Source organism: Actinosynnema sp. ALI-1.44, assembly GCF_001984155.1.
In the GTDB taxonomy this organism is placed as follows: domain Bacteria; phylum Actinomycetota; class Actinomycetes; order Mycobacteriales; family Pseudonocardiaceae; genus Kibdelosporangium.
This window is the reverse complement of the sequence record NZ_MTQO01000054.1, coordinates 205,593-224,926: the sequence shown is the minus strand read 5'-3', so window position 1 is coordinate 224,926 and position 19,334 is coordinate 205,593. Positions and strand designations below refer to the sequence as shown.

Below are 19,334 nucleotides of genomic sequence, written 5' to 3'. Positions count from 1 at the left end.
CTTCACCTGCGAAATTCGTCTGTTCGGGCACCGTCACGGGGCCGCCAGCGCCTCGGTTGGTGACAACCTGCTCGCCCTGATCGCCGGGTACAGACCCGCGATCATGCCGATCACCATCGTCGCGGCGACACCACCGCCGGAAGCCCACACGGGCACGACCGACGGCCAATCCTGGTATTCCGCATACGAAACAGTGACGACCACACCGAGCAGCACCCCACCAAGGCCGCCCAAGGCCGACAACAGCAACGATTCCGCGAGGAACTGGATCCGCACCTGACCACGCGTGGCGCCGAGCGACCGGCGCAAGCCGATCTCGGCACGGCGTTCCAGTACGGAAATAACCATCGTGTTGGCCACGCCCACACCACCGACCAGCAACGCGACCGCGCCGAGGCCGAGCAGCAGCCCGTTCAGCGTCTGGTCGGTCGCGTTCTTGGCGGCCAGCGCGTCGGACGGCCGGGACACCGACACCTCGTTGGGTTTCTCGGGATTCGCGGTCGCCGCGAGCACTGCCTGCACTGCTTCCACCGCGTCGTCCCGTGTTCGCGTGTAGACAGTCGTCGGGTAGCCGTCGAACTTCATCGTCCCCTCGGCGACCGGCCAGCCGATCAACGCGGCGGTGTCCAGTTCCGGGGCCAGCGGCACCGGGTTCAGCACGCCGACGACGGTGAACCATTGCCCGCCGAGGTAAACGCGCTCTTCGGCCGTGCCGACGCCCAGTCGCTCAGCCGACTTGTGCCCGAGGACGACAGCCGGGTACCGCGCGTTGGCGTCGTTGAGGAACGCCCCGCTGACGAGCGTGGCCCCGACGGTGTCCGGCAGGTCCGGCCGCGTGGCCAGGACCGCGATGCCACCGGACTCGGCCGACGGGATCCGGTCGTTGCGGTACACCTTGGCACCGGCCACCTTCCCGGTCGCCGACGTGGCCAGCACCGGCTCGATCCGGTCGATCATCCCGATCGCCTCGTCCGGCAGGTGGCTCTGGTCACCGAACAGCGACTGGCCCGGCCCGACCGTGAGCAGGTTGGTGCCGAGCGCGGCCAGTTGCCGATCCAGGTTCTCCCGGCTGGACGTGGAGATCCCGACGACCGAGATCATCGCGGCGATCCCGATCGCGATTCCCAGCGCGGACAACAGCACCCGCAACGGCCGGGCGCGCAGACCCGCTCCCCCGACTCGAAGCACGTCACGCACGCTCAGCCGCGCGGGCCGCAACCGGTCAGCCATGACTGTCCCCCACGACCACGCCGTCGCGCATCTCCACCTGGCGTGGCAGGCGTGCCGCGATGTCCCGGTCGTGCGTGATGATCACGACCGTCGTGCCCCCGGCGTTGAGCTCACGCAGCAACGCGATCACGTCCGCGCCGGACCGCGTGTCGAGGTTCCCGGTCGGCTCGTCGGCCAGCAGCAACGCCGGCTCCCCGACGACCGCACGGGCGATCGCGACGCGTTGCCGTTCCCCACCGGACATCTCGTGCGGTTGGTGATCCAGCCGGTGCGCCAGGCCGACCCTGGCCAACGCCGTTCGCGCCTTGCTCCTGCGGTCACGCAGACGCGTTCCGGTGTAGAGCACACCGTCCGCCACATTGTCCACAGCGGACACCCCGGCGGCGAGGTGGAACTGCTGGAAGACGAAGCCGAGCACACGTGCCCGCAACGCGGACAGTTCCCTGTCCGCCAACGAGTGCACGTCGTGGTCGTCGACGTGCACGGTCCCGGCGCTCGGCCGGTCGAGGGTGCCGATCATGTTCAGCATGGTCGACTTGCCCGACCCGGACGGCCCGACGATCCCCACCAGCTCGCCGCGGCCGATCGCCACGTCCACGTCCCGCAACGCGGCGACGTCGCCCGAATACACCTTGCTGACCCCGCGAAGCTCGACCACCGGCGTCATTTCGGCACTCCCACCACGGTCCCCGCGGCGATCCCGGCGCCACGGACCTCCACCTTGCCGTCGGCGAACATCCCGGTCTCGACGGCAACGTACTTGCTGGTTGAGCCATCGAGCACCTGCACGCCATAGCCGCCCTCGGCCAGCGCGACAAGTGCGCCGACAGGCACCGCGAGCACGTTCTCCCGCTTGTCGGACACCAGGGTCACGTCGACCGGCGCCGAGTCGAGCCTGCCCGCGGCGGTCTGGTCGGCGAACGTCACGACGACTTCGATCGTGCTGGTTGTGGAACTGCCCTGCTGCGCGGGCTGCGCGGTCGCGACACTGCCGACCGACGCGACCGTTCCCGTGACAGCCTTGCCGTCGGGCAGTGTCACGGTCGCCGGGATGCCCTGGCTGACGAGGTGCTGCTTGGCCACGTCCAGCTTCACGGTGACCGTCCTGGTGGTCGGGGTGTACGTCATCACCTGTCCGTTCGCGGCCCCGCCGACCTTGGCCATCAACTCGGCCACCCGGACCTCGCCGGGCACCACGGCGACGTCGGTGGGCCCGACCGTGCCGGTTTCGGGTTTGCCGAGGTCTTCCTGCCAGCGCCGGACCGCGGTGGCGGTGGCTGAGGTGAACTCGTTGTCCACAGTGAAACCCTTGTAGCCCAATGCCTGCAGGTTCTCCTCGACCAGCTTGACGTCGTTGCCGTCCACCCCGGGCTTCAGGGTGCGGAACAGCGGGATGCCGCCGTAGAAGGCCGGGACCGGCTGGTCGTCGACCGAGTACACGGTCTTGCCACGAGTGATCACCTCCCCCGCGGCGGGCAACCACGTCACAGTGCCCTGACCGGCTCGCAACAGCGGGTTCGGCGTGCCGTGTCCCAAGGTCCCGGCGACCTTCTCGGTGCTGGTCAGCGTGGTCGACGTGACCTTGGCGGTACTCGGCGGCTGCCCGCCGGCCGGTGGCGGCGCCGGGTCCGTCCCGCCGAACCCGAACGCCGCCACACCCCCAGCGCCCACCACGACGACAGCCGCACCGAGGCCGACCGCCATCCGTGTCGTGCGTTTCATCGGCCGAACCGCCCGGGAACCTTGTCCTTGCAGGCGTCCATGGCCTTCTTGAAGGCCGGGCTGTTCCTGTCGAGACCCGCGATCTTGTCCAGGCCGAGCATCGGGCTGTTCGGGTCCGGGTCGGGGATGTCTATCCCGTTGTCCCGCATGCACTTCGTGAACGCACGCAGTTCGTCGACGAGCTTCGGGTCGATCTTGGACAGGTCACCGCCGCCGGGCAGCGCCGACTTGCAGGCGTCCATGGCCTTCTGGAACGCCGGACTGGTCCGGTCGATCTGCTTGTCGCCGAAGCCGCCGCCCGGTTCCGGATCGGGCATGTCGACGCCGTTGTCCCGCATGCACTTGGCGAACTTCCGCGCCTGCTCGTCGGCGTCGCCGGACGCGGGCGCGCTTGTCTGTGGCGCGCTGGAGCCGCTGCCGCCCGCCGACGCGACGCCCTGGTTGCCGGTGCCGCTGCCGCACCCGCCGAGCAGCACCCCCAGCGCGATCACGGTAATGATCGCTCGCATGGTCCTTCTCCCTTCGGTTCGAGTGCGGACCAGCAGAGCAGGGCGCGGATAACCCCCACGTAACTCGAACGGGCACAGTTAACGGTCGCGTTATGGCCGTCTCACCGATGATGGGCATATGCGAGTTCTGGTGGTCGAGGACGAACCGATCCTGGCGGACGCGGTCGCCGAGTGGCTGCGCCGCGAGGCGTTCGCGGTGGACGTCGTGCACCGCGGCGACGAAGCACTGGAACGACTCGCCGTGAACGACTACGACGTGCTCGTGCTGGACCGTGACATCCCTGGGGTGCACGGCGACGAGGTGTGCCGCGCGGTCGCGGGCGGCGACACCCGGATCCTCATGCTCACGGCCGCGTCCGGCGTTCGTGACCGGGTGGCCGGGCTCGGCCTCGGCGCCGACGACTACCTCCCCAAGCCGTTCGCGTTCATCGAACTGTCCGCGCGTGTGCACGCGTTGCTGCGGCGAACCCGACCGGCGGCACCGCCGGTGCTGCGGCGCGCAGGGCTGAGCATCGACCCGGGCAGGCGTGAGGTCAGCCGGGACGGGCAGCCGATCACGTTGGCCAACAAGGAGTTCGCGTTGCTGACCGAGCTCGTCCGCGCCGACGGCGCGGTGGTGTCCACCGAGCACCTGCTGGAGAAGGTGTGGGACGAGAACATCGACCCGTTCACCAACGTCGTGCGGGTGACCATGATGAAGCTGCGCCGCAAGCTCGGTGATCCCCCGATCGTGGAGACGGTCGCGGGAGTGGGGTACCGGATCAGTTGACTTTCCCTTCCTGACGGGAGGGGAGTCCTACGGCTCGCGCCGTGGGGTTTCCTGCTTCGTCGCCGACTGCCCGCCCGGAGGTCTCCGTTGAGGTCTTACACCGGCTCCACAGGCCGACACCGCCAGTCCGGCGGCCAGAAGGTTGTTCGCGGCGTTCACGTCGCGATCGTGGGTCACACCGCAGCCATCACAGGTCCAGACACGGACGTGCAGCGGCATCCGGTTGCGCAGAGCGCCGCAGGCCGAGCAGGGCTTGGAGGAGGGAAACCAGCGGTCGACCACGATCACTTGGCGCCCGTACCAGGCAGCTTTGTACTCCAGCATCCCGCGAAACCGCGACCACGCCGCGTCGGAGATCGCCCTGGACAGGCTGTGGTTCTTGAGCATGTTCCGCACGGTCAGGTCCTCGATCACGACCACTTGGTTGTCGCGGACGAGTCGAGTAGTGAGCTTGTGCAGGAAGTCCTGGCGCCGGTCGCTGATGCGCGCGTGCACCCTGGCGACCGCCCTACTGGCCGCGGGCAACGAGGCCACGGTCGGGTCGTCGCACAGCAGGGACACAAACCAGCGTCCCGCCGTGTCCTGCGACACGGTCACCGTGGACGGCACCGCCCCCTGCGGCAGCGGCCGGGACCACCGGATGTCCAACGGTTCGGTCATCTTCGCCAGCGTCACCCGGCCATCGCGCCACCGAAACCCGGAGGTGGTGTACTCGGCCGACTTGCGGGACTTCTTCTTCGACTTGAAACGCGGGTATCGCGCCCGCTTGCCGAAGAAGTTCGTGAACGCGGCCTGCAAATGCCGAAGGCACTGTTGCAGCGGAACCGACGACACCTCGTTGAGATACGCCAGTTCCTCGGTGCGCTTCCACTCGGTGAGCATCGTTCGGCTACCCCTGTCCTGCACCGCCCGACGTCCAATCCCTCCCGGCCCTGAAAGACCGGGTTTCCTCGGAGGCACTCGATGAACCGCCTGTTGCCCCGGTACTGGACCATCAGGGGCCGGTTGACCGCGCTGTACGGCTCGCTGTTCTTCGCGGCGGGCGTGATCCTGCTGGCGCTGGTGTACCTGCTGGTCTGGCAGATCCTCAACCGCACCCAGCCGCAGCTGCCCGACTCGGACTCGTTGCGCGTCGCGCTGGCCCGGATGGGCAAGCTGCCGATCGGGCCCGACGGACAGGACGTCTCGCTCACCGACTTGATCACCAGTGCGCGGGCGGCGCAGGACCAACAGCGTCAGGACATCCTGGACAGCCTGATCACGCAGGGCGCGATCACGCTCGTCGGCGTCGGGCTGGTCGCTGCCGCCCTCGGCTGGCTGCTCGCCCGCCGTGCGCTGCAGCCCGTGCACGAGATCACCGCGACCGCCCAGCGCATCGCGACTTCCCACGCTGGACACGGTTTGCGGGAACGCATCACGCACAACGGGCCGCGTGACGAGGTCACCGAGCTCGCGCACACGTTCAACACGATGCTGGAACGCCTGGACCGCTCGTTCGACGGGCAGCAGCGGTTCATCGCGAACGCCTCGCACGAGATGCGGACACCGCTGGCGGTGAAACGCGCGCTGATCGAGATCACCGTGACCCGGCCGGGGACGTCCGCGGACGCCGTCCAGCTGGGCGAGTCCCTGCTGGAGATCAACGCACGGCACGAGCGCCTGATCGACGGCCTGCTGACGCTGGCCGACAGCGAGAACGAGCTGACCGAACGCAGCCCGGTGGACCTGGCGGACATCGCCGGGCACGTCGTCGAGCAGCTCGCGCCCGCGGCACGGGACGCGGGCGTCGGCATCCGGCGGGCCGCGTCACCACCGGCGCCCGTGGTGGGGGACGCCGTGCTGCTCGAACGGCTGATCCAGAACCTGGTCGAGAACGCCATCCGGCACAACCACGCCGACGGCTGGCTGTCGGTGAGAACCGGGTCAGCGGACGGCTGGAGCACGGTCACAGTCAGCAACTCCGGGCCGGTGGTGCAGTCGTACGAGATCGACGTGCTGTTCCAGCCGTTCCGCCGTCTGGAGCGTGAACGGACTGCGGGCGAGCGCGGGTTCGGTCTGGGGTTGTCGATCGCGCGGGCGATCAGCCGGACGCATCAGGGGGACGTCGCCGCAGCGCCACGACCGGGCGGTGGCCTCGATGTGACCCTCAAACTGCCTGGTCAGGGCTGACAGTCGCACCTTGGCATGAGTAGAGCGTTGCATCGCGATGCGTTCCGATATATCGTTGACGCATCGGGATAGATCCCGAGTGACTCACCAAGGAGAGAATCATGCGTAACGACTACGACTTCGAGATGCTTCACCGCCACGGACGCCGCGAGGGCGGCCACCCCGGCCACCCCGGCCGACCCCGCCGAGGCCCGTTCCCGCCCGGGTTCGGCTTCGAGGGCGACTGGGGCCGCGGGCGCGGCTTCGGCGGCAGGGGTCGCGGCCGCGGCCATAGGCGTGGCCGCGGCGACGTACGGGCGGCAGTCCTCGCGCTGCTGGCCGAGCGCCCGATGCACGGCTACGAGATCATCCAGGAGATCAACACCCGCAGCGGCGGCTACTGGCGACCGAGCCCCGGCTCGGTCTACCCGACCTTGCAGTTGCTCACCGACCAGGGCCTGCTCAGCGTGGAAGAGGGCGCGGGCAGCAAGCGCCAGTTCTCACTGACCGACGAAGGCCGGACCGAGGCCGAGCAGGTGGACACCCCGCCGTGGGAGCAGGTCGCCGACGAGGTCGACCCGCAGGAGGTCGAACTGAGGACCGCACTGCACCAGCTCATGTCGGCCGCCGTCCAGGTCTCCCAGGCCGGGACCGAGACGCAGAAGACCCGCGCGATCGAGACGTTGAACGAGACCAGGCGCGCGATCTACGCGATCCTGGGCTCCACGGAATGACCGCTCTAGCCGGCCGCGAGCATCACCTCGCCGACGAAATCACGGACTTCCGCGTCGGTGACGTCGTCGAACTGCTCGGTAACGGTGATCTCGAAACTGCAGGTCATCGGGTTGGCCGAGCGCCGCACCTGTCCGAACACCCGCAACCCGGCCTTTTCGGCGAGCAGCTTGGCGTGCTCGAGCACCCGATCAGGCCGGGCCGCGAGGTGGACGTGGAACAGCGGCGTCTGCGGTGGCTCCGGCACCACCTGCACACCGGGGATGCCTCCGAGCATCCCGGCCAGGGTCCGCGCCCTGACCAGGAACTCCGGCATCCTCGGCAGTAGCTCGTCCAGGCCGCGCTCACCGGCGATGGCCAACGGCCACGCGCCGAGGGTGCTGCCGCCGAGCCGGTCGCGCCAGATCCTGGCGTGCTCGACGAACTCGGAGTCGCCGGCCAGCAACGCGCCGGAGATCCCCATCAGTCCTTTGTAGAGTGACACGTAGACGCTGTCGAACAGCGCGGCGATCTCCGCGTGCGCCCTGCCGTAGAACGGCTGCGCCTCCCACAGCCGCGCACCGTCCATATGGGACGCGACGCCGTGCTCGCGGGTCCAGTCGATCTGCCCGACCAACTCGTCCCACGCGGGCAGCAGACCACCGATCTTCCGCTGCGGCAACTCCAGCACCAGCGCCGCGACCGGCTGCCTGACGGCGTCGAGGTCCGCCAGCGTGATCAACGAGTGGTAGTCGCCGACCGGAAGGCCGGACAGACCGTGCACGATTTCGTACCCCTTGTGCTCATGCACTTCCAGGTGGCACTGGGGGTGGAACGCGATCGTGCGGGTGGTGCGGCGGTCGGCGTGGATGCGCATGGCGACCTGCTGGGCCATCGTGCCGGTCGGGAAGAACGCGGCGGCGGGTTTGCCGAGCAGATCGGCGATCCGGCGTTCGAGTCTCGGCACCGCGGCGGCTCTCGACTCCTGGTCGTCGACCCGAGATCGCAGCAGGTCGAGGACGTGCGCCGGGCGGTGCTTGCCGGTGGTGGCGAGGGACACGGAACGGAGGTCGCCGTCGAGGGCCATGCGACGACATTACCGGTCGTGCACGACTAGACCAGTTGGTTTACGACGCGTGCGCACCCGGTAGCCGACCGGAAAGCTCAGCCCGCTCACGCCCGCGATCGCCCTGCGCGCGACAGCCGCGGAGAACTCGATCCGCAGCACGGCTTCCAGGCTCTGACGATCTTGGAATCGCCACGTGGTGCGGACATCGACGCTGTCGAATCCGGCGTCGGTGAAGAACCGCTCGATCTTGCCCGGGTCGTACTGGGGGAGATCAGCTCGCAGCCAGTCGCCGTACGGGGTGCTGCGGCCGTCGAGATCGACGATCACCAGCACGCCGCCCGGCCGCAGCACCCGGTCGACCTCGGCCAACCCCGGCTCGCAGCCGGGTCCGAAGAAGTACGCCGTCCTGGCATGTACCAGGTCGACACTCGCGTCCGGCAACGGAAGTCGTTGGGCCGCACCGGCCATCACATCAACCGATGTCAGGTCCGCGACCCGTTGCCGCGCGCGAGCCACCAACGGCTGGTGCGGCTCGACTCCGACGACACCGCGCGCGGCCCCGGCGAACCGCGGCAGGTGGAATCCGTCGCCACAACCAAGGTCGAGCACGTCGAGACCGGTCCAATCACACCGTTCGGCAAGCACTCGCCAGATCTGACCGTCCACATCCTGAGCGTTGTTCTCGACTTCGTAGAGATCCGGCCACTGCCAGATGTTCGGGCTTGGCACAACGTGATCGGGACGAACAGCGGCGAGCAACGCCTCCCGTGCGCGCGAAACGAGACCAGGAAGCCATGACCTTGACACCGAAACAGCAAACCACAGGGCGCCGTTGAGGCGTATGGTCCCTCGGTGGGCTTTCGAAGTTCAGCCCCTTCTCCCCTCCGGAGGTCGCCATGCGATTCGGCACACCCTGTTGGATCGATCTCGCCACGACCGACCCGAAAGCCAGCAGGGACTTCTACGGTGGACTCTTCGGCTGGCAATACCGGGCAAATCCGACAGGTGACTACCTGACCGCGCTCGCCGACGACGTACCGGCGGCCGGTTTCTACCGCGTCACCGATTCCCCGCAGCCCCCGACGTGGACCCTTTACCTGGCCGTATCCGACACCAGAACGACCGCTGAGCGAATTGTCCGATTAGGCGGGCAGATTCAGATGCCACCCCAGCAATTCGACGGCCAAGGCTGCCTGATGGTGGCAACCGACCCAACCGGCGCGACGATCGGTTTCTGGCAGCCCGCGGCGCCATGGCCGTTCGCGACCGGCACCAAGGGCGAATTCGGTTGGGCCGAGCTGAACACGTGGGACGGCGACACCGCCGACAAGTTCTTCGTCGACCTGTTCGGCTACCAACTGGAGCAGATCGGTGACGGAGAGCAGTTCGACTACACCACGTGGACACTGCCCGGTGACCGCGAACCGGTCGCGGGCCGGATGCGGTTCGGCTCGGACTTCCCACGCAGCACCCAGCCGCACTGGATGATCTACTTCGAAGTCGGGCCGATGGTGGGGACCGACGAGGCGACCGTGCTGGCTGTCCGGTTGGGTGGGCGACTGCTGTCCGAGCCCGCCGACTCGCCTTTCGGGCGGTTGTCGGTGATCGAGGATCCTTGCGGGGCCGCTTTCACATTGATCGACACGTCGAACCGGAGTACTCCGCACCAGCCGTCGGAGGAGGAACTCGGTGCGGCATATGACGATCCCTACGACGACTGAATGCTCGTGAGTGTTTGGCCGGTTCTCACCGGCCAAACACTCACGAGCTAGCTGGGGACGAACAGGCGCAGGAGCAACCAGGACACGACTGCCGAGGGCAGCAGCGAGTCCATCCTGTCCATCAGGCCGCCGTGGCCCGGCAGGAGGTTTCCCATGTCCTTGATGCCGAGATCCCGTTTGATCAGCGACTCCACCAGGTCGCCCAGCGTCGCCGTCAGCACGATCGCCGCGCCGAACAGCGCGCCCTGCCACCACTGTGCGTCCAGCATCAGGTTCAGCGACAGCGCACCGCCGACCACACCGGCGATCATCGAGCCGGCGAAGCCTTCCCATGACTTCTTCGGGCTGATCGTCGGCGCCATCGGGTGCTTGCCGAACAGCACGCCCGCCGCGTAGCCGCCTGTGTCGGAGGCGACCACCGCGATGAGGAAGCACAACACCCGGGCAACGCCGTCCTCCGGCACCACGAGCATTGCCGCGAACGAGGCGAACATCGGTACGTACGCCGCTGTGAACACCGACGCCGAGATGTCACGGAGGTAGTTCTCCGTGCCTCCTCGGAAGCGCCACAGCAGGCACGCCAGGATCGTGACCACGAAGGCCGACACGACCCCGTTGCGTTCGAAGGGCCACGCCAGCCACACCATGGCCTGGCCACCGACGAACACCGGCCAGAACGCGACCTGGATTCCCGCGCCGCGTTTGAGCGCGTTGGACAACTCGTACGTCGCCACGCCGACTGCGATCGCGACGACGCCGACGAAGATCTCTTTGACGGTCACCAGCGAAACGATGACCGCGGCGCCGAGCAGCAGCCCGACCCCGATGGCGGCGGGCAGGTTGCGGCCGGCCCGGGACTTCTTCGGTGTGTCGTCCCCGGCCGGTTCGCCCGTCTCGGTGCCGGCAGTGCTGCCCATTCCCGTAGTCAACTAGACCTCGAGCAGCTCTGCCTCTTTGTGTTTGACCAGCTCGTCGACCTGTGCGACGTAGCGGTCCGTGACGTTCTGCAGCTCCTTCTCGGCGCGTGCCACGTCGTCCTCGCCCGCCTCGCCGTCCTTGGCGATGCGGTGCAGCTCCTCGTTGGCCTTGCGACGGATGTTGCGGATCGCCACCTTGGCGTCCTCGCCCTTGCCCTTGGCCTGCTTGACCATCTCGCGGCGCCGTTCCTCCGACAGCTGCGGGATGACGATGCGGATGATCTGGCCGTCGTTGCTCGGGTTCACACCGAGGTCCGAGTCCCTGATCGCCTTCTCGATCGCGGTCAGCTGGCTGACGTCGTACGGCTTGACGACAGCCATCCTGGCCTCGGGGATGCTGATGCCAGCGAGCTGGTTCAACGGCGTGGGTGAACCGTAGTATTCGACGACGATGCGGGAGAACATGGTCGGGGTCGCGCGGCCGGTGCGCACGGCTGCCAGGTCGTCCTTGGCGTGCGTCACCGCCTTTTCCATCTTCTCCTCGGCGTCGAGAAGTGTCTCGTCGATCACGGCTGCTCCTTGCTCGTGCCGTTCGTAGGACTGCGAATTACCAGCGGTCTCGCCAGTACGACGCGATCCGGTTAAACCGGAACCGTACTCGCGGGGGTGCTCACCAGCGTGCCGATCCTCTCACCACGCACGGCGCGAGCGATGTTGCCCTCGGTCAACAGGTTGAAAACCACGATCGGCATGTTGTTGTCCATGCAGAGGCTGAACGCGGTCGTGTCGGCCACCTGCAGTCCGCGCTCCAGCACCTCACGGTGCGAGATGTGGTCGAACATGGTCGCGTCCGGGTTGGTCTTCGGGTCAGCCGTGTAGACCCCGTCGACGGCCTTGGCCATCAACACGACCTCGCAGCCGATCTCCAGTGCGCGCTGGGCCGCCGTGGTGTCGGTGGAGAAGTACGGCATACCGGTACCGCCACCGAAGATGACCACGCGACCTTTCTCCAGGTGCCTGATCGCGCGGCGCGGGATGTAGGCCTCGGCGACCTGGCTCATCGTGATCGCGGTCTGCACCCGCGTCTCGACGCCCTCCGCCTGCTCGAGGAAGTCCTGCAGCGCAAGGCAGTTCATCACGGTGCCGAGCATCGCCATGTAGTCGGCGCGCGCCCGGTCCATGCCCCGCTGCTGCAGTTCGGCGCCGCGGAAGAAGTTCCCACCGCCGATCACGATCGCCACCTGGGTGCCCGCCCGGACCACCTCGGCGATCTGCCTTGCCACTGTTTGCACGACATCGGGGTCGACGCCGACGGCACCACCGCCGAACATCTCACCACCGAGCTTCAGCAGCACTCTCCGGAACGGTTTGGGGGCTTCGGTCACATCTCCTCCTGCGGCGTTGCATGCGACGGGCGGGGCCGCGAGCGTCGGTTTTCGACGCGCCCGCGACCCCGCCCATGCTGTCATCGCCCGTTGAACCCGAAATTTCGGGTCAGGCCTGGCCGACCTCGAAGCGGGCGAAGCGGGTGACCGTCACGCCTGCCTCGTCCAGCAGCGCCTTGACGGTCTTCTTCGAGTCGGTGACCGACGGCTGGTCGAGCAGCACGACGTCCTTGAAGAAGCCGTTCACCCGGCCCTCGACGATCTTGGGCAGCGCCGCGTCGGGCTTGCCCTCCTCGCGCGCGGTCTCCTCGGCGATCCGGCGCTCGTGGGCGACCAGGTCCTCGGGCACCTCGTCCCGGGTGACCCACTTGGCCTTCAGCGCGGCGACCTGCATCGCGGCACCGCGAGCGGCCTCCGCGTTGTCACCCGTGTACTCGACGAGGACGCCAACGGCCGGCGGCAGGTCGGCGGAGCGCTTGTGCAGGTAGATCGCGACCGGGCCGTCGAGCACGACGACCTTGGCCAGCTCCAGCTTCTCGCCGATCTTGGCCGACAGGGCCTGCACGGCGTCGGCCACGCTCTGGCCGTTGAGGTCGGCGGCCTTCAGCACCTCGACGTCGGCGGGCTTGGTGGCCTTCGCGACGGCCAGGATGTTGTTGGCCAGCTCCTGGAACTCGGTGTTCTTCGCGACGAAGTCCGTCTCGCAACGCAGCTCGACCATGACGCCGCCGTCCGCGACGACCAGGCCGTTCGCGGTGGCGCGCTCGGCGCGCTTGCCGACGTCCTTCGCACCCTTGATGCGCAGGAACTCGACGGCCTTGTCGAAGTCGCCGCCGGACTCCTCGAGAGCCTTCTTGCAGTCCATCATTGCGGCGCCGGTGAGCTTACGCAGCCGCGCGACGTCCGCGGCGGTGTAGTTCGCCATCGTGCGTTTATCCGTCCTTGTTCGGGGTGGTGCCCGCTCCCCTCGTGTGCGGGAACGGGCACCGTGTGCGGAGCTTCGTCAGGATTCGGTCTGGGCCGGGGCTTCACTGGCGGCGGCGTCGGCGGTCGCGCTGACCAGCAGGTCGCGCTCCCACTCGGGCAGCGGCTCGGCGGCAGCGCCCGGCTCCGGCTTGTCCTCGCCCTCGGCTGCGGCACCGTTGCGGCCGGAGCGGGCGATCAGGCCCGCGGCGGCGGCCTCGGCCACGACGCGGGTCAGCAGCGCGGCCGACCGGATTGCGTCGTCGTTGCCCGGGATCGGGTAGTCGACCTCGTCCGGGTCGCAGTTGGTGTCGAGGATGGCCACGACCGGGATGTTGAGCTTGCGGGCCTCGCCGACGGCGATGTGCTCCTTCTTGGTGTCCACGATCCAGACGGCGCTCGGCACCTTGGACATGTCGCGGATACCGCCGAGGGTGCGCTCCAGCTTGTCCTTCTCCCGGGTCAGCATCAGGATCTCCTTCTTGGTGAGACCCTGGAAGCCGCCGGTCTGCTCCATCGACTCCAGCTCCTTGAGCCGCTGGAGGCGCTTGTGCACGGTGGAGAAGTTGGTCAGCATGCCGCCGAGCCAACGCTGGTTCACGAAGGGCATGCCGACACGCAGCGCCTGCTCCGCGATCGCTTCCTGTGCCTGCTTCTTGGTGCCGACGAACAGGATCGAACCACCGTGCGCGACCGTCTCCTTGACGAACTCGTACGCGCGGTCGATGTAGGTCAGCGTCTGCTGCAGGTCGATGATGTAGATGCCGTTGCGCTCGGTGAAGATGAAGCGCTTCATCTTCGGGTTCCAGCGGCGGGTCTGGTGCCCGAAGTGCACGCCGGAATCGAGCAACTGCCTCATGGTGACGACGGCCATGGCCGGATTCGCACCTCTTCTGTCGGGCATGCCGGTCTGTGGGAAGGCCGGCACGCTAGTCGGTTCTCGCGGCACACCGGGTGGTCTGCCGCCCTGGTGGCAGTACCGGCGCCCGCACCCGACTCGATGGATACCGAGGTGGGACCGACGGGCGTCGTCACCGGCCGGATGGGCCGGTAGTACTGGCACGCGAAGTCGCCCCGTGAAGACACGGGCCGCGTGAGCAGTGTACGCCGCCGAACCGACAAACCATTAACCGCTCTACCCCTTCGAACGCGAGTTGTCCACAGCCAGCGGACTGTCCACACCTTGATCAACGCAGGGTGGCGGCCCGATCCAGTGCCCGACACCCTGGACACATGCGCACATTCGCCCAGCTCACAGCCCTGATCGTCATCCTGGTCAGCGCCTTCCCCGCATCGGCCGCGGCACCACCGGCCGCGCGAATCCGGCCATATTTTTCCTGGCCACTCGCCCCACCTCACCCGCTCGTCCGCCCGTTCATCCCACCAGCGACGCCATACGGCCCGGGCCACCGCGGCGCGGACCTCACGGCCGCTGTCGACCACCCGGTGCTGGCCGCGGGCGACGGGCGCGTGATCCACGCGGGCGTGGTGGTCGACCGGCCACTGGTCTCGCTGCAACACCCCGGCGGTCTGCGGACGACGTATGAACCAGTCGCCCCCACGGTCGCCCGCGACCAGCACGTCCGCCGGGGCGACGTCATCGGCCACCTGGTGGCGGGCCACTGCCCCACGCCCTGCCTGCACTGGGGAGCCCGACGCGGCGCGATCTACCTCGATCCGATGCGACTGCTGTCCAGAGGACGCGTTCGACTCCTGCCGTCGACACCCGCGGCAGGCACCGGCATGCGGTTAGCCCCGATCACCAGTTGAGCCCCCGCGTCTGCTCGAACTCATCACCGGATGGGCCCGCAGCGAGCAGGGTTTCGTACTGCCCAACGCGTCGGCCATCGTCGGCGAGGTGTTCTGGCCGGGGCCGCGTGCCCGGGGTGTGTGCGGCGGGTCGTGTTAGCGAGTCGGTCGAGATGGGCGCGTTCGCGTTCGCCGAGTCGCAGGGGAGCGGGCGATCGCGTCGAGGCTTCGGTGGAGGCGCTGTGGGAGAGGCCCTGGTCAAGTCGGCCGTCGTGGAGACACTGACGCCAGTGAGGTGGGGCTCAGTTCCCGCGCGGCACTGGTCTGCACCTCGCCCGCCTGGGCCGAAGTCACGCAGACCGCCTGACCAGGCCCTCCGAGCCTGGAAGTAGCCACCCAACGCCGATGCCGCCGCGCGAGGGGCCAGGGTCGCTGCCCGCAGCGATCAACTCCGCTGCTCACCTCGCGTCGCGGCCGAAGTGAACAGCGAAGGCTCCAGTCAATACGGCACGGGCGCGGTCGAAGGTGATCGAACCGCTGTGCCAGCGTTCGCTGAGTCCTTCGACGAGGGCGGTGAGGTGTTCGGCAGTGAGGGCCGGGTCGATGTCGGTGGTGATGCTGCCGTTGGCTTTGGCTTCGCTGATGAGCGTTTCGACGTCCGCGTTCCACGCACGTGTTGTGGCGTGCAGGGTTTCGCGTAAGTCGTGGTTGAACACCGCGCTGGCGCGCAGTTCGCCCCAGGCGATGCTGTTCTCCCGGACGTTGTCGATGTCCTGGAGTTCGAGCAGCAGCATCTGTTCGAGTCGGGTGCGTGGGTCGCTGTCCGTGGCAGGTGCTGGTCCTGTGTAGTTCTCGGCACGGCGGTTGATGTGCTCGAGCGCGGCGTGCAGCACCCCTGACCGGTCTTTGAAGTGGTAGTAGATCAGGGCGGTGGACACGCCCGCCGCCGCGGCGAGCTTCTCGATCCGCAGGCCGCGAACACCGTCCTCGGCTATGACGCGGACGGCGGCTTGCAGTATCTGGGTTCGACGCTCCGACACGGCACCTCGATTCACGCGGCGATACTCACACGGCGATATTCACGCGGCGGGCTCTTGTTGGGTCGTGCAGTGGATACCACCACCGCCCGCCGCGATGGCGTCGATGTCGATCTGCACCACCTCCCGTCCGGGGAACAGCCGTGCCAGTGTGGCCTGGGTGGCCGGGTCCGCGGTCGGATCGCCGAACTCCGGTGCGATCACGGCTCCATTGCAGACATAGAAGTTGATGTAACCCGCCGCGAAGTCCTTGCCCGTGTCCTTGGCACGCAGGGTCGTCGGCGCCTCCAGGGTCTCGACCCGCAGCTTGCGGCCTTTCGCATCGGTCGCGGCGCGCAGGATCTCCAGGTGACGGCGGGTGACCTCGTAGTCGAAGCCGTCCGTGTCGTTGTCCAGTCCCGCGACCACCACACCCGGTCCGGCGAAGCGGGCGTAGAAGTCCGTGTGACCGTCCGTGATGTCCTTCCCGGCGATCCCCGGCAACCAGATCACCTTCTTGATGCCGAGCAGACGCGCGAGTGCGGACTCGACATCGGCTTTCGTCCGGTGACGGTTGCGGTTGCTGTTGAGCACGCAGGACTCGGTGATGATGGCGGTGCCTTCGCCGTCGACCTCAAGGCCGCCGCCTTCCATCACAAGATCGGTACGGACGGTCTCCACCGCGGCACGACCGGCCACGAACCGCGCCACTCCGGCGTCGTGCCCGTGCTCCTGTTTGCCACCCCAGCCGTTGAAGTTGAAGTCCACGCCGGCTCGGTCGCCGCCACTCTTCACGAACACCAAGCCGGTGTCGCGTATCCACAGGTCGTCCACCTCGACGGCGACCAACTCGACACCCGGGCCGACCAGTCCCCGCGCCAGGTCGACCTCACTTGGCCGCACCAGCATCGACACCGGCTCGTATCGGGCGATGGTGGTGGCGATCGTCGCCAGGTTCTGCCGCACCCGCAGCAGCAGGCGTGCGCCCCAGATCTTCTCGCTCGCGCCGAAGGCCATCCAGGTGCGCTTGTGCGGCTGGCCCTCCTCTGGCATCAGCCATGAGCGCGTCGCCTCAGCCGGGGTCATGGACGTCCCTTCCACCGGCGCCGACGCTGGCGCCGGGTCGTCACAAGCAGCCAGCGCGAGGCCGCTCATCGTCATCAAGCTGGCCTGCAAGAACCGCCGCCGTCTCATCGCGTCCCTCCTGCGGACGGCTTCACGGTAATCCCTGACCAAATTTTCAGTCAAACTCGACGACGGAGATGCACGTCCTCCGGATTGATGATCTAGCTGCAGCTTCCTGCAGCCGGTGTTGACTCAGGGCGGACCGGGAGGCCGCTCAGGCGTCGGACTGTTCGACCAGTTTCGCCCGCAGTCGCAGCACCGCACGAGTGTGCAGCTGGCAGACGCGGGACTCGGTCACGCCGAGAACCTTGCCGATCTCGGCGAGGGTCAGGTTCTCGAAGTAGTACAAGGTGACCACGATCCGGTCGCGCTCGGCGAGCTGCTCGATCGCACCGGCCAGCTGCCTGCGGTTGTCCAGGTCGACCAGGGTCGCCACCGGATCCTCGGCGCCCTCGTCCGGCAGTGTCTCGGCGAGCGACGCCGTGCCGCGACCTGCGGCGACGAGCTCGTCCAGCGCGACGACGCTGGTCAGCTGCAGTTGGGCGTAGAGCTCGTGCAGATCCTTCACGCTGATGTCGAGCTCCGCCGCGAGTTCCGGATCGGTCGGCTGGCGCTGCAACTTGGCGCCGAGGCGCTCGAGCGCCCGCTCCACCTCACGCGCCCTGCCGCGCACCGAACGCGGGACCCAGTCCTGTTGGCGCAGGTCGTCGAGGATCGCGCCGCGGATGCGTTGCATCGCGTAGGTCTCGAACTTCAGGCCGCGCTCCGGCTCGAACTTCTCGATCGCGTCGACCAGCCCGAAGATGCCGGACTGGATCAGGTCGCCGACGTCGACGTGCGCGGGCAGGCCGGTACCGACGCGGCCGGCGACGTACTTGACCAGCGGCGCGTAGTGCAGCACGAGCCGATCCCGCAGCGGCTGGTCACGCTCCTTGCCGTACTCGGTCCACAACGCGACGATGCCGGCCTCGACGTCGTCCGCTGTGCGGTGGTCACCAGGCAGGACACCGTTGGGCTGGCCGATTCCGTACGGCGTCCTGGCACGTCCGTTGCTGCCAGGCTTCGCCAGCTCGGAATCAGGCTCGGGTACGGCCACAGTGCGAGAACCTCTCCCCGTGTTGTCCGATCTCGTTGGATCGGGGGTGACCTGATCCAGCCTGGAGCCGCGCGCCATGCCGTCCAGCTTAGGAGCTTTCCGTGCCCATCTCGCCCCCTAGTGCGCTCAAATTGTCACGGCGAGTCGCACAGTCCCGATATCCGGCACACGTATACCGCTACGACCTGGGATGAGCCTGATCGTGCACGGCACGCAGCCGCTCGACTGTCACGTGTGTATACAACTGAGTCGTCGCCAAGGTGGCGTGCCCGAGCAGCTCCTGCACGCTACGGAGGTCCGCCCCGCCTTCGAGCAGATGGGTCGCCGCCGTGTGGCGCAGCCCGTGCGGACCCAGATCGGGCGCCCCCGGGACCGCTTTGAGGGCGTCATGGACGATCCGACGCACGCTGCTCGGCTGCAGCCGTCCACCTCGAACACCGATCAGCAGGGCGGGTGGTGAGTGCTCCGCGGCCAACTCCGGCCGCCCGTCCGTCAGCCAGTCCTGGACGGCGCGATGCGCGGGCGTCCCGAAAGGAACGGTCCTTTCCTTGTCGCCCTTGCCGATCACCCGCACCACACGGAGATCCATGTCCACGTCGCCGACATCGAGACCGCACAGCTCGGAGACCCGGATCCCGGTGGCGTACAACAGCTCGACGATCACGTGATCCCGCATTGCGACGGCATCCCGTTCGGCCGCGCCGGATTGCGACGCCCGCATCAGCTCGTCGGCCTGATCCTGGCGCAGCACCGAAGGAAGAGCACGATGCGGCCGTGGCGCGACGAGCCGCGCACCGGGATCGGAGTCCAGGTGACCCCTTCGGTGCGCCCACGCCGAGAAGGTCCGGGCCGCCGCCGAACGCCGCGCCAGCGTCGTCCGGCCGGTACCGGCCGACCGCTGCGCCGCGAGCCACGCCCTGATCCCGGCCAGGTCGAGATTTCCTTGCGCCTGTGGCGATCCCGATCCGATGACATCAAGCCCACGGACGTACCCGAGCAGGGACACCACATCGCCGACGTAGGCGCGGACGGTGTGCGGGGAAAGCCCGCGCTCGGCCCTGAGATGGCGTTCGTAGGCCTCCACCGTCAGCTGATCGGGCGGTGGCAGTTCCGTTCGAACCTTCAGCAGGTCGACCCGGCGGCGGGCAGTCGACGACACAGCGTTCAAGCTGCGCGACGACCGCTGCCAGGTCAAGCACCGGCC

Annotated in this window: 21 protein-coding genes; 5 read left to right on the top strand and 16 right to left on the bottom strand. The window is 68.1% G+C overall.

The window, feature by feature from the left end:
- Positions 1 to 33 precede the first annotated feature (33 nt).
- The 4 genes from ALI144C_RS47985 to ALI144C_RS47970 are packed head-to-tail and all read right to left on the bottom strand — an operon-like array spanning position 34 to position 3,461.
- Complete coding sequence (locus ALI144C_RS47985; protein WP_076993980.1) at positions 34 to 1,230, bottom strand: ABC transporter permease; 1,197 nt, start codon at positions 1,228 to 1,230, stop codon at positions 34 to 36.
- On the bottom strand, positions 1,223 to 1,897 hold the full coding sequence (locus tag ALI144C_RS47980) for an ABC transporter ATP-binding protein (protein ID WP_076993979.1): 675 nt from the start codon (positions 1,895 to 1,897) through the stop codon (positions 1,223 to 1,225). Before ALI144C_RS47980 ends, ALI144C_RS47985 begins: the two co-directional genes overlap by 8 nt.
- A complete protein-coding gene (locus ALI144C_RS47975; protein WP_076993978.1) occupies positions 1,894 to 2,952 on the bottom strand; it encodes a peptidoglycan-binding domain-containing protein in 1,059 nt (352 codons plus the stop codon). Before ALI144C_RS47975 ends, ALI144C_RS47980 begins: the two co-directional genes overlap by 4 nt.
- A complete protein-coding gene (locus ALI144C_RS47970; RefSeq protein ID WP_076993977.1) occupies positions 2,949 to 3,461 on the bottom strand; it encodes a hypothetical protein in 513 nt (170 codons plus the stop codon). Before ALI144C_RS47970 ends, ALI144C_RS47975 begins: the two co-directional genes overlap by 4 nt.
- A gap of 118 nt (positions 3,462 to 3,579) precedes the next feature.
- Between ALI144C_RS47970 and ALI144C_RS47965 the strand changes: the two genes are divergently transcribed.
- The gene (locus ALI144C_RS47965; RefSeq protein WP_076993976.1) at positions 3,580 to 4,230 is read left to right on the top strand and encodes a response regulator transcription factor; all 651 of its coding nucleotides are present in this window, start codon (positions 3,580 to 3,582) and stop codon (positions 4,228 to 4,230) included.
- A 27-nt stretch (positions 4,231 to 4,257) separates the two neighbouring features.
- On the opposite strand, the gene ALI144C_RS47960 is transcribed toward ALI144C_RS47965, so the two are convergent.
- Positions 4,258 to 5,112 (bottom strand): RNA-guided endonuclease InsQ/TnpB family protein, encoded by an 855-nt coding sequence (locus ALI144C_RS47960; RefSeq protein WP_076993975.1) that lies wholly within the window; start codon positions 5,110 to 5,112, stop codon positions 4,258 to 4,260.
- A gap of 81 nt (positions 5,113 to 5,193) precedes the next feature.
- On the opposite strand from ALI144C_RS47960, the gene ALI144C_RS47955 reads away from it, so the two are divergent.
- Positions 5,194 to 6,399, top strand: a complete 1,206-nt coding sequence (locus tag ALI144C_RS47955) for a sensor histidine kinase (protein WP_076993974.1) — start codon at positions 5,194 to 5,196, stop codon at positions 6,397 to 6,399.
- A gap of 101 nt (positions 6,400 to 6,500) precedes the next feature.
- Complete coding sequence (locus tag ALI144C_RS47950) at positions 6,501 to 7,112, top strand: PadR family transcriptional regulator (RefSeq protein ID WP_237774665.1); 612 nt, start codon at positions 6,501 to 6,503, stop codon at positions 7,110 to 7,112.
- Positions 7,113 to 7,117: 5 nt separating this feature from the next.
- Here the strand turns inward: ALI144C_RS47950 and ALI144C_RS47945 are convergent, their stop codons facing one another.
- Together ALI144C_RS47945 and ALI144C_RS47940 are read right to left on the bottom strand one after the other, a co-directional pair.
- Positions 7,118 to 8,176, bottom strand: coding sequence for a threonine aldolase family protein (locus ALI144C_RS47945; protein WP_076993973.1), 1,059 nt, complete (start codon positions 8,174 to 8,176; stop codon positions 7,118 to 7,120).
- Positions 8,177 to 8,185: 9 nt separating this feature from the next.
- Positions 8,186 to 8,887, bottom strand: coding sequence for a class I SAM-dependent methyltransferase (locus ALI144C_RS47940; RefSeq protein ID WP_237774664.1), 702 nt, complete (start codon positions 8,885 to 8,887; stop codon positions 8,186 to 8,188).
- A 167-nt stretch (positions 8,888 to 9,054) separates the two neighbouring features.
- Here ALI144C_RS47940 and ALI144C_RS47935 point away from each other — a divergent pair, with 167 nt between their 5' ends.
- Positions 9,055 to 9,879: a VOC family protein gene (locus ALI144C_RS47935; protein ID WP_076993971.1), complete on the top strand. Its 825-nt coding sequence runs from the start codon at positions 9,055 to 9,057 to the stop codon at positions 9,877 to 9,879.
- Between the two features lie 47 nt (positions 9,880 to 9,926).
- On the opposite strand, the gene ALI144C_RS47930 is transcribed toward ALI144C_RS47935, so the two are convergent.
- The 5 genes from ALI144C_RS47930 to rpsB form a co-directional block, all read right to left on the bottom strand.
- The gene (locus ALI144C_RS47930) at positions 9,927 to 10,796 is read right to left on the bottom strand and encodes a phosphatidate cytidylyltransferase (RefSeq protein ID WP_076993970.1); all 870 of its coding nucleotides are present in this window, start codon (positions 10,794 to 10,796) and stop codon (positions 9,927 to 9,929) included.
- A 12-nt stretch (positions 10,797 to 10,808) separates the two neighbouring features.
- Complete coding sequence (frr, locus tag ALI144C_RS47925) at positions 10,809 to 11,366, bottom strand: ribosome recycling factor (RefSeq protein ID WP_076993969.1); 558 nt, start codon at positions 11,364 to 11,366, stop codon at positions 10,809 to 10,811.
- Between the two features lie 71 nt (positions 11,367 to 11,437).
- Positions 11,438 to 12,181, bottom strand: a complete 744-nt coding sequence (pyrH, locus tag ALI144C_RS47920) for a UMP kinase (protein WP_076993968.1) — start codon at positions 12,179 to 12,181, stop codon at positions 11,438 to 11,440.
- Positions 12,182 to 12,290: 109 nt separating this feature from the next.
- Positions 12,291 to 13,106 (bottom strand): translation elongation factor Ts, encoded by an 816-nt coding sequence (gene tsf / locus ALI144C_RS47915; RefSeq protein WP_076993967.1) that lies wholly within the window; start codon positions 13,104 to 13,106, stop codon positions 12,291 to 12,293.
- A 78-nt stretch (positions 13,107 to 13,184) separates the two neighbouring features.
- Entirely contained in the window at positions 13,185 to 14,018 is an 834-nt protein-coding gene (gene rpsB, locus ALI144C_RS47910; RefSeq protein WP_076993966.1) for a 30S ribosomal protein S2, read from the bottom strand.
- Positions 14,019 to 14,377: 359 nt separating this feature from the next.
- Between rpsB and ALI144C_RS47905 the strand changes: the two genes are divergently transcribed.
- Complete coding sequence (locus ALI144C_RS47905) at positions 14,378 to 14,914, top strand: M23 family metallopeptidase (RefSeq protein WP_076993965.1); 537 nt, start codon at positions 14,378 to 14,380, stop codon at positions 14,912 to 14,914.
- A 437-nt stretch (positions 14,915 to 15,351) separates the two neighbouring features.
- On the opposite strand, the gene ALI144C_RS47900 is transcribed toward ALI144C_RS47905, so the two are convergent.
- From ALI144C_RS47900 to ALI144C_RS47885, 4 genes are all read right to left on the bottom strand, one after another.
- Positions 15,352 to 15,933 (bottom strand): TetR/AcrR family transcriptional regulator, encoded by a 582-nt coding sequence (locus ALI144C_RS47900; protein ID WP_076993964.1) that lies wholly within the window; start codon positions 15,931 to 15,933, stop codon positions 15,352 to 15,354.
- Between the two features lie 39 nt (positions 15,934 to 15,972).
- On the bottom strand, positions 15,973 to 17,103 hold the full coding sequence (locus ALI144C_RS47895; protein ID WP_076993963.1) for an agmatine deiminase family protein: 1,131 nt from the start codon (positions 17,101 to 17,103) through the stop codon (positions 15,973 to 15,975).
- Positions 17,104 to 17,248: 145 nt separating this feature from the next.
- Entirely contained in the window at positions 17,249 to 18,058 is an 810-nt protein-coding gene (locus tag ALI144C_RS47890) for a FliA/WhiG family RNA polymerase sigma factor (RefSeq protein WP_076994807.1), read from the bottom strand.
- A 250-nt stretch (positions 18,059 to 18,308) separates the two neighbouring features.
- Entirely contained in the window at positions 18,309 to 19,289 is a 981-nt protein-coding gene (locus ALI144C_RS47885; RefSeq protein WP_441297613.1) for a tyrosine recombinase XerC, read from the bottom strand.
- Between the last annotated feature and the right edge of the window lie 45 nt (positions 19,290 to 19,334).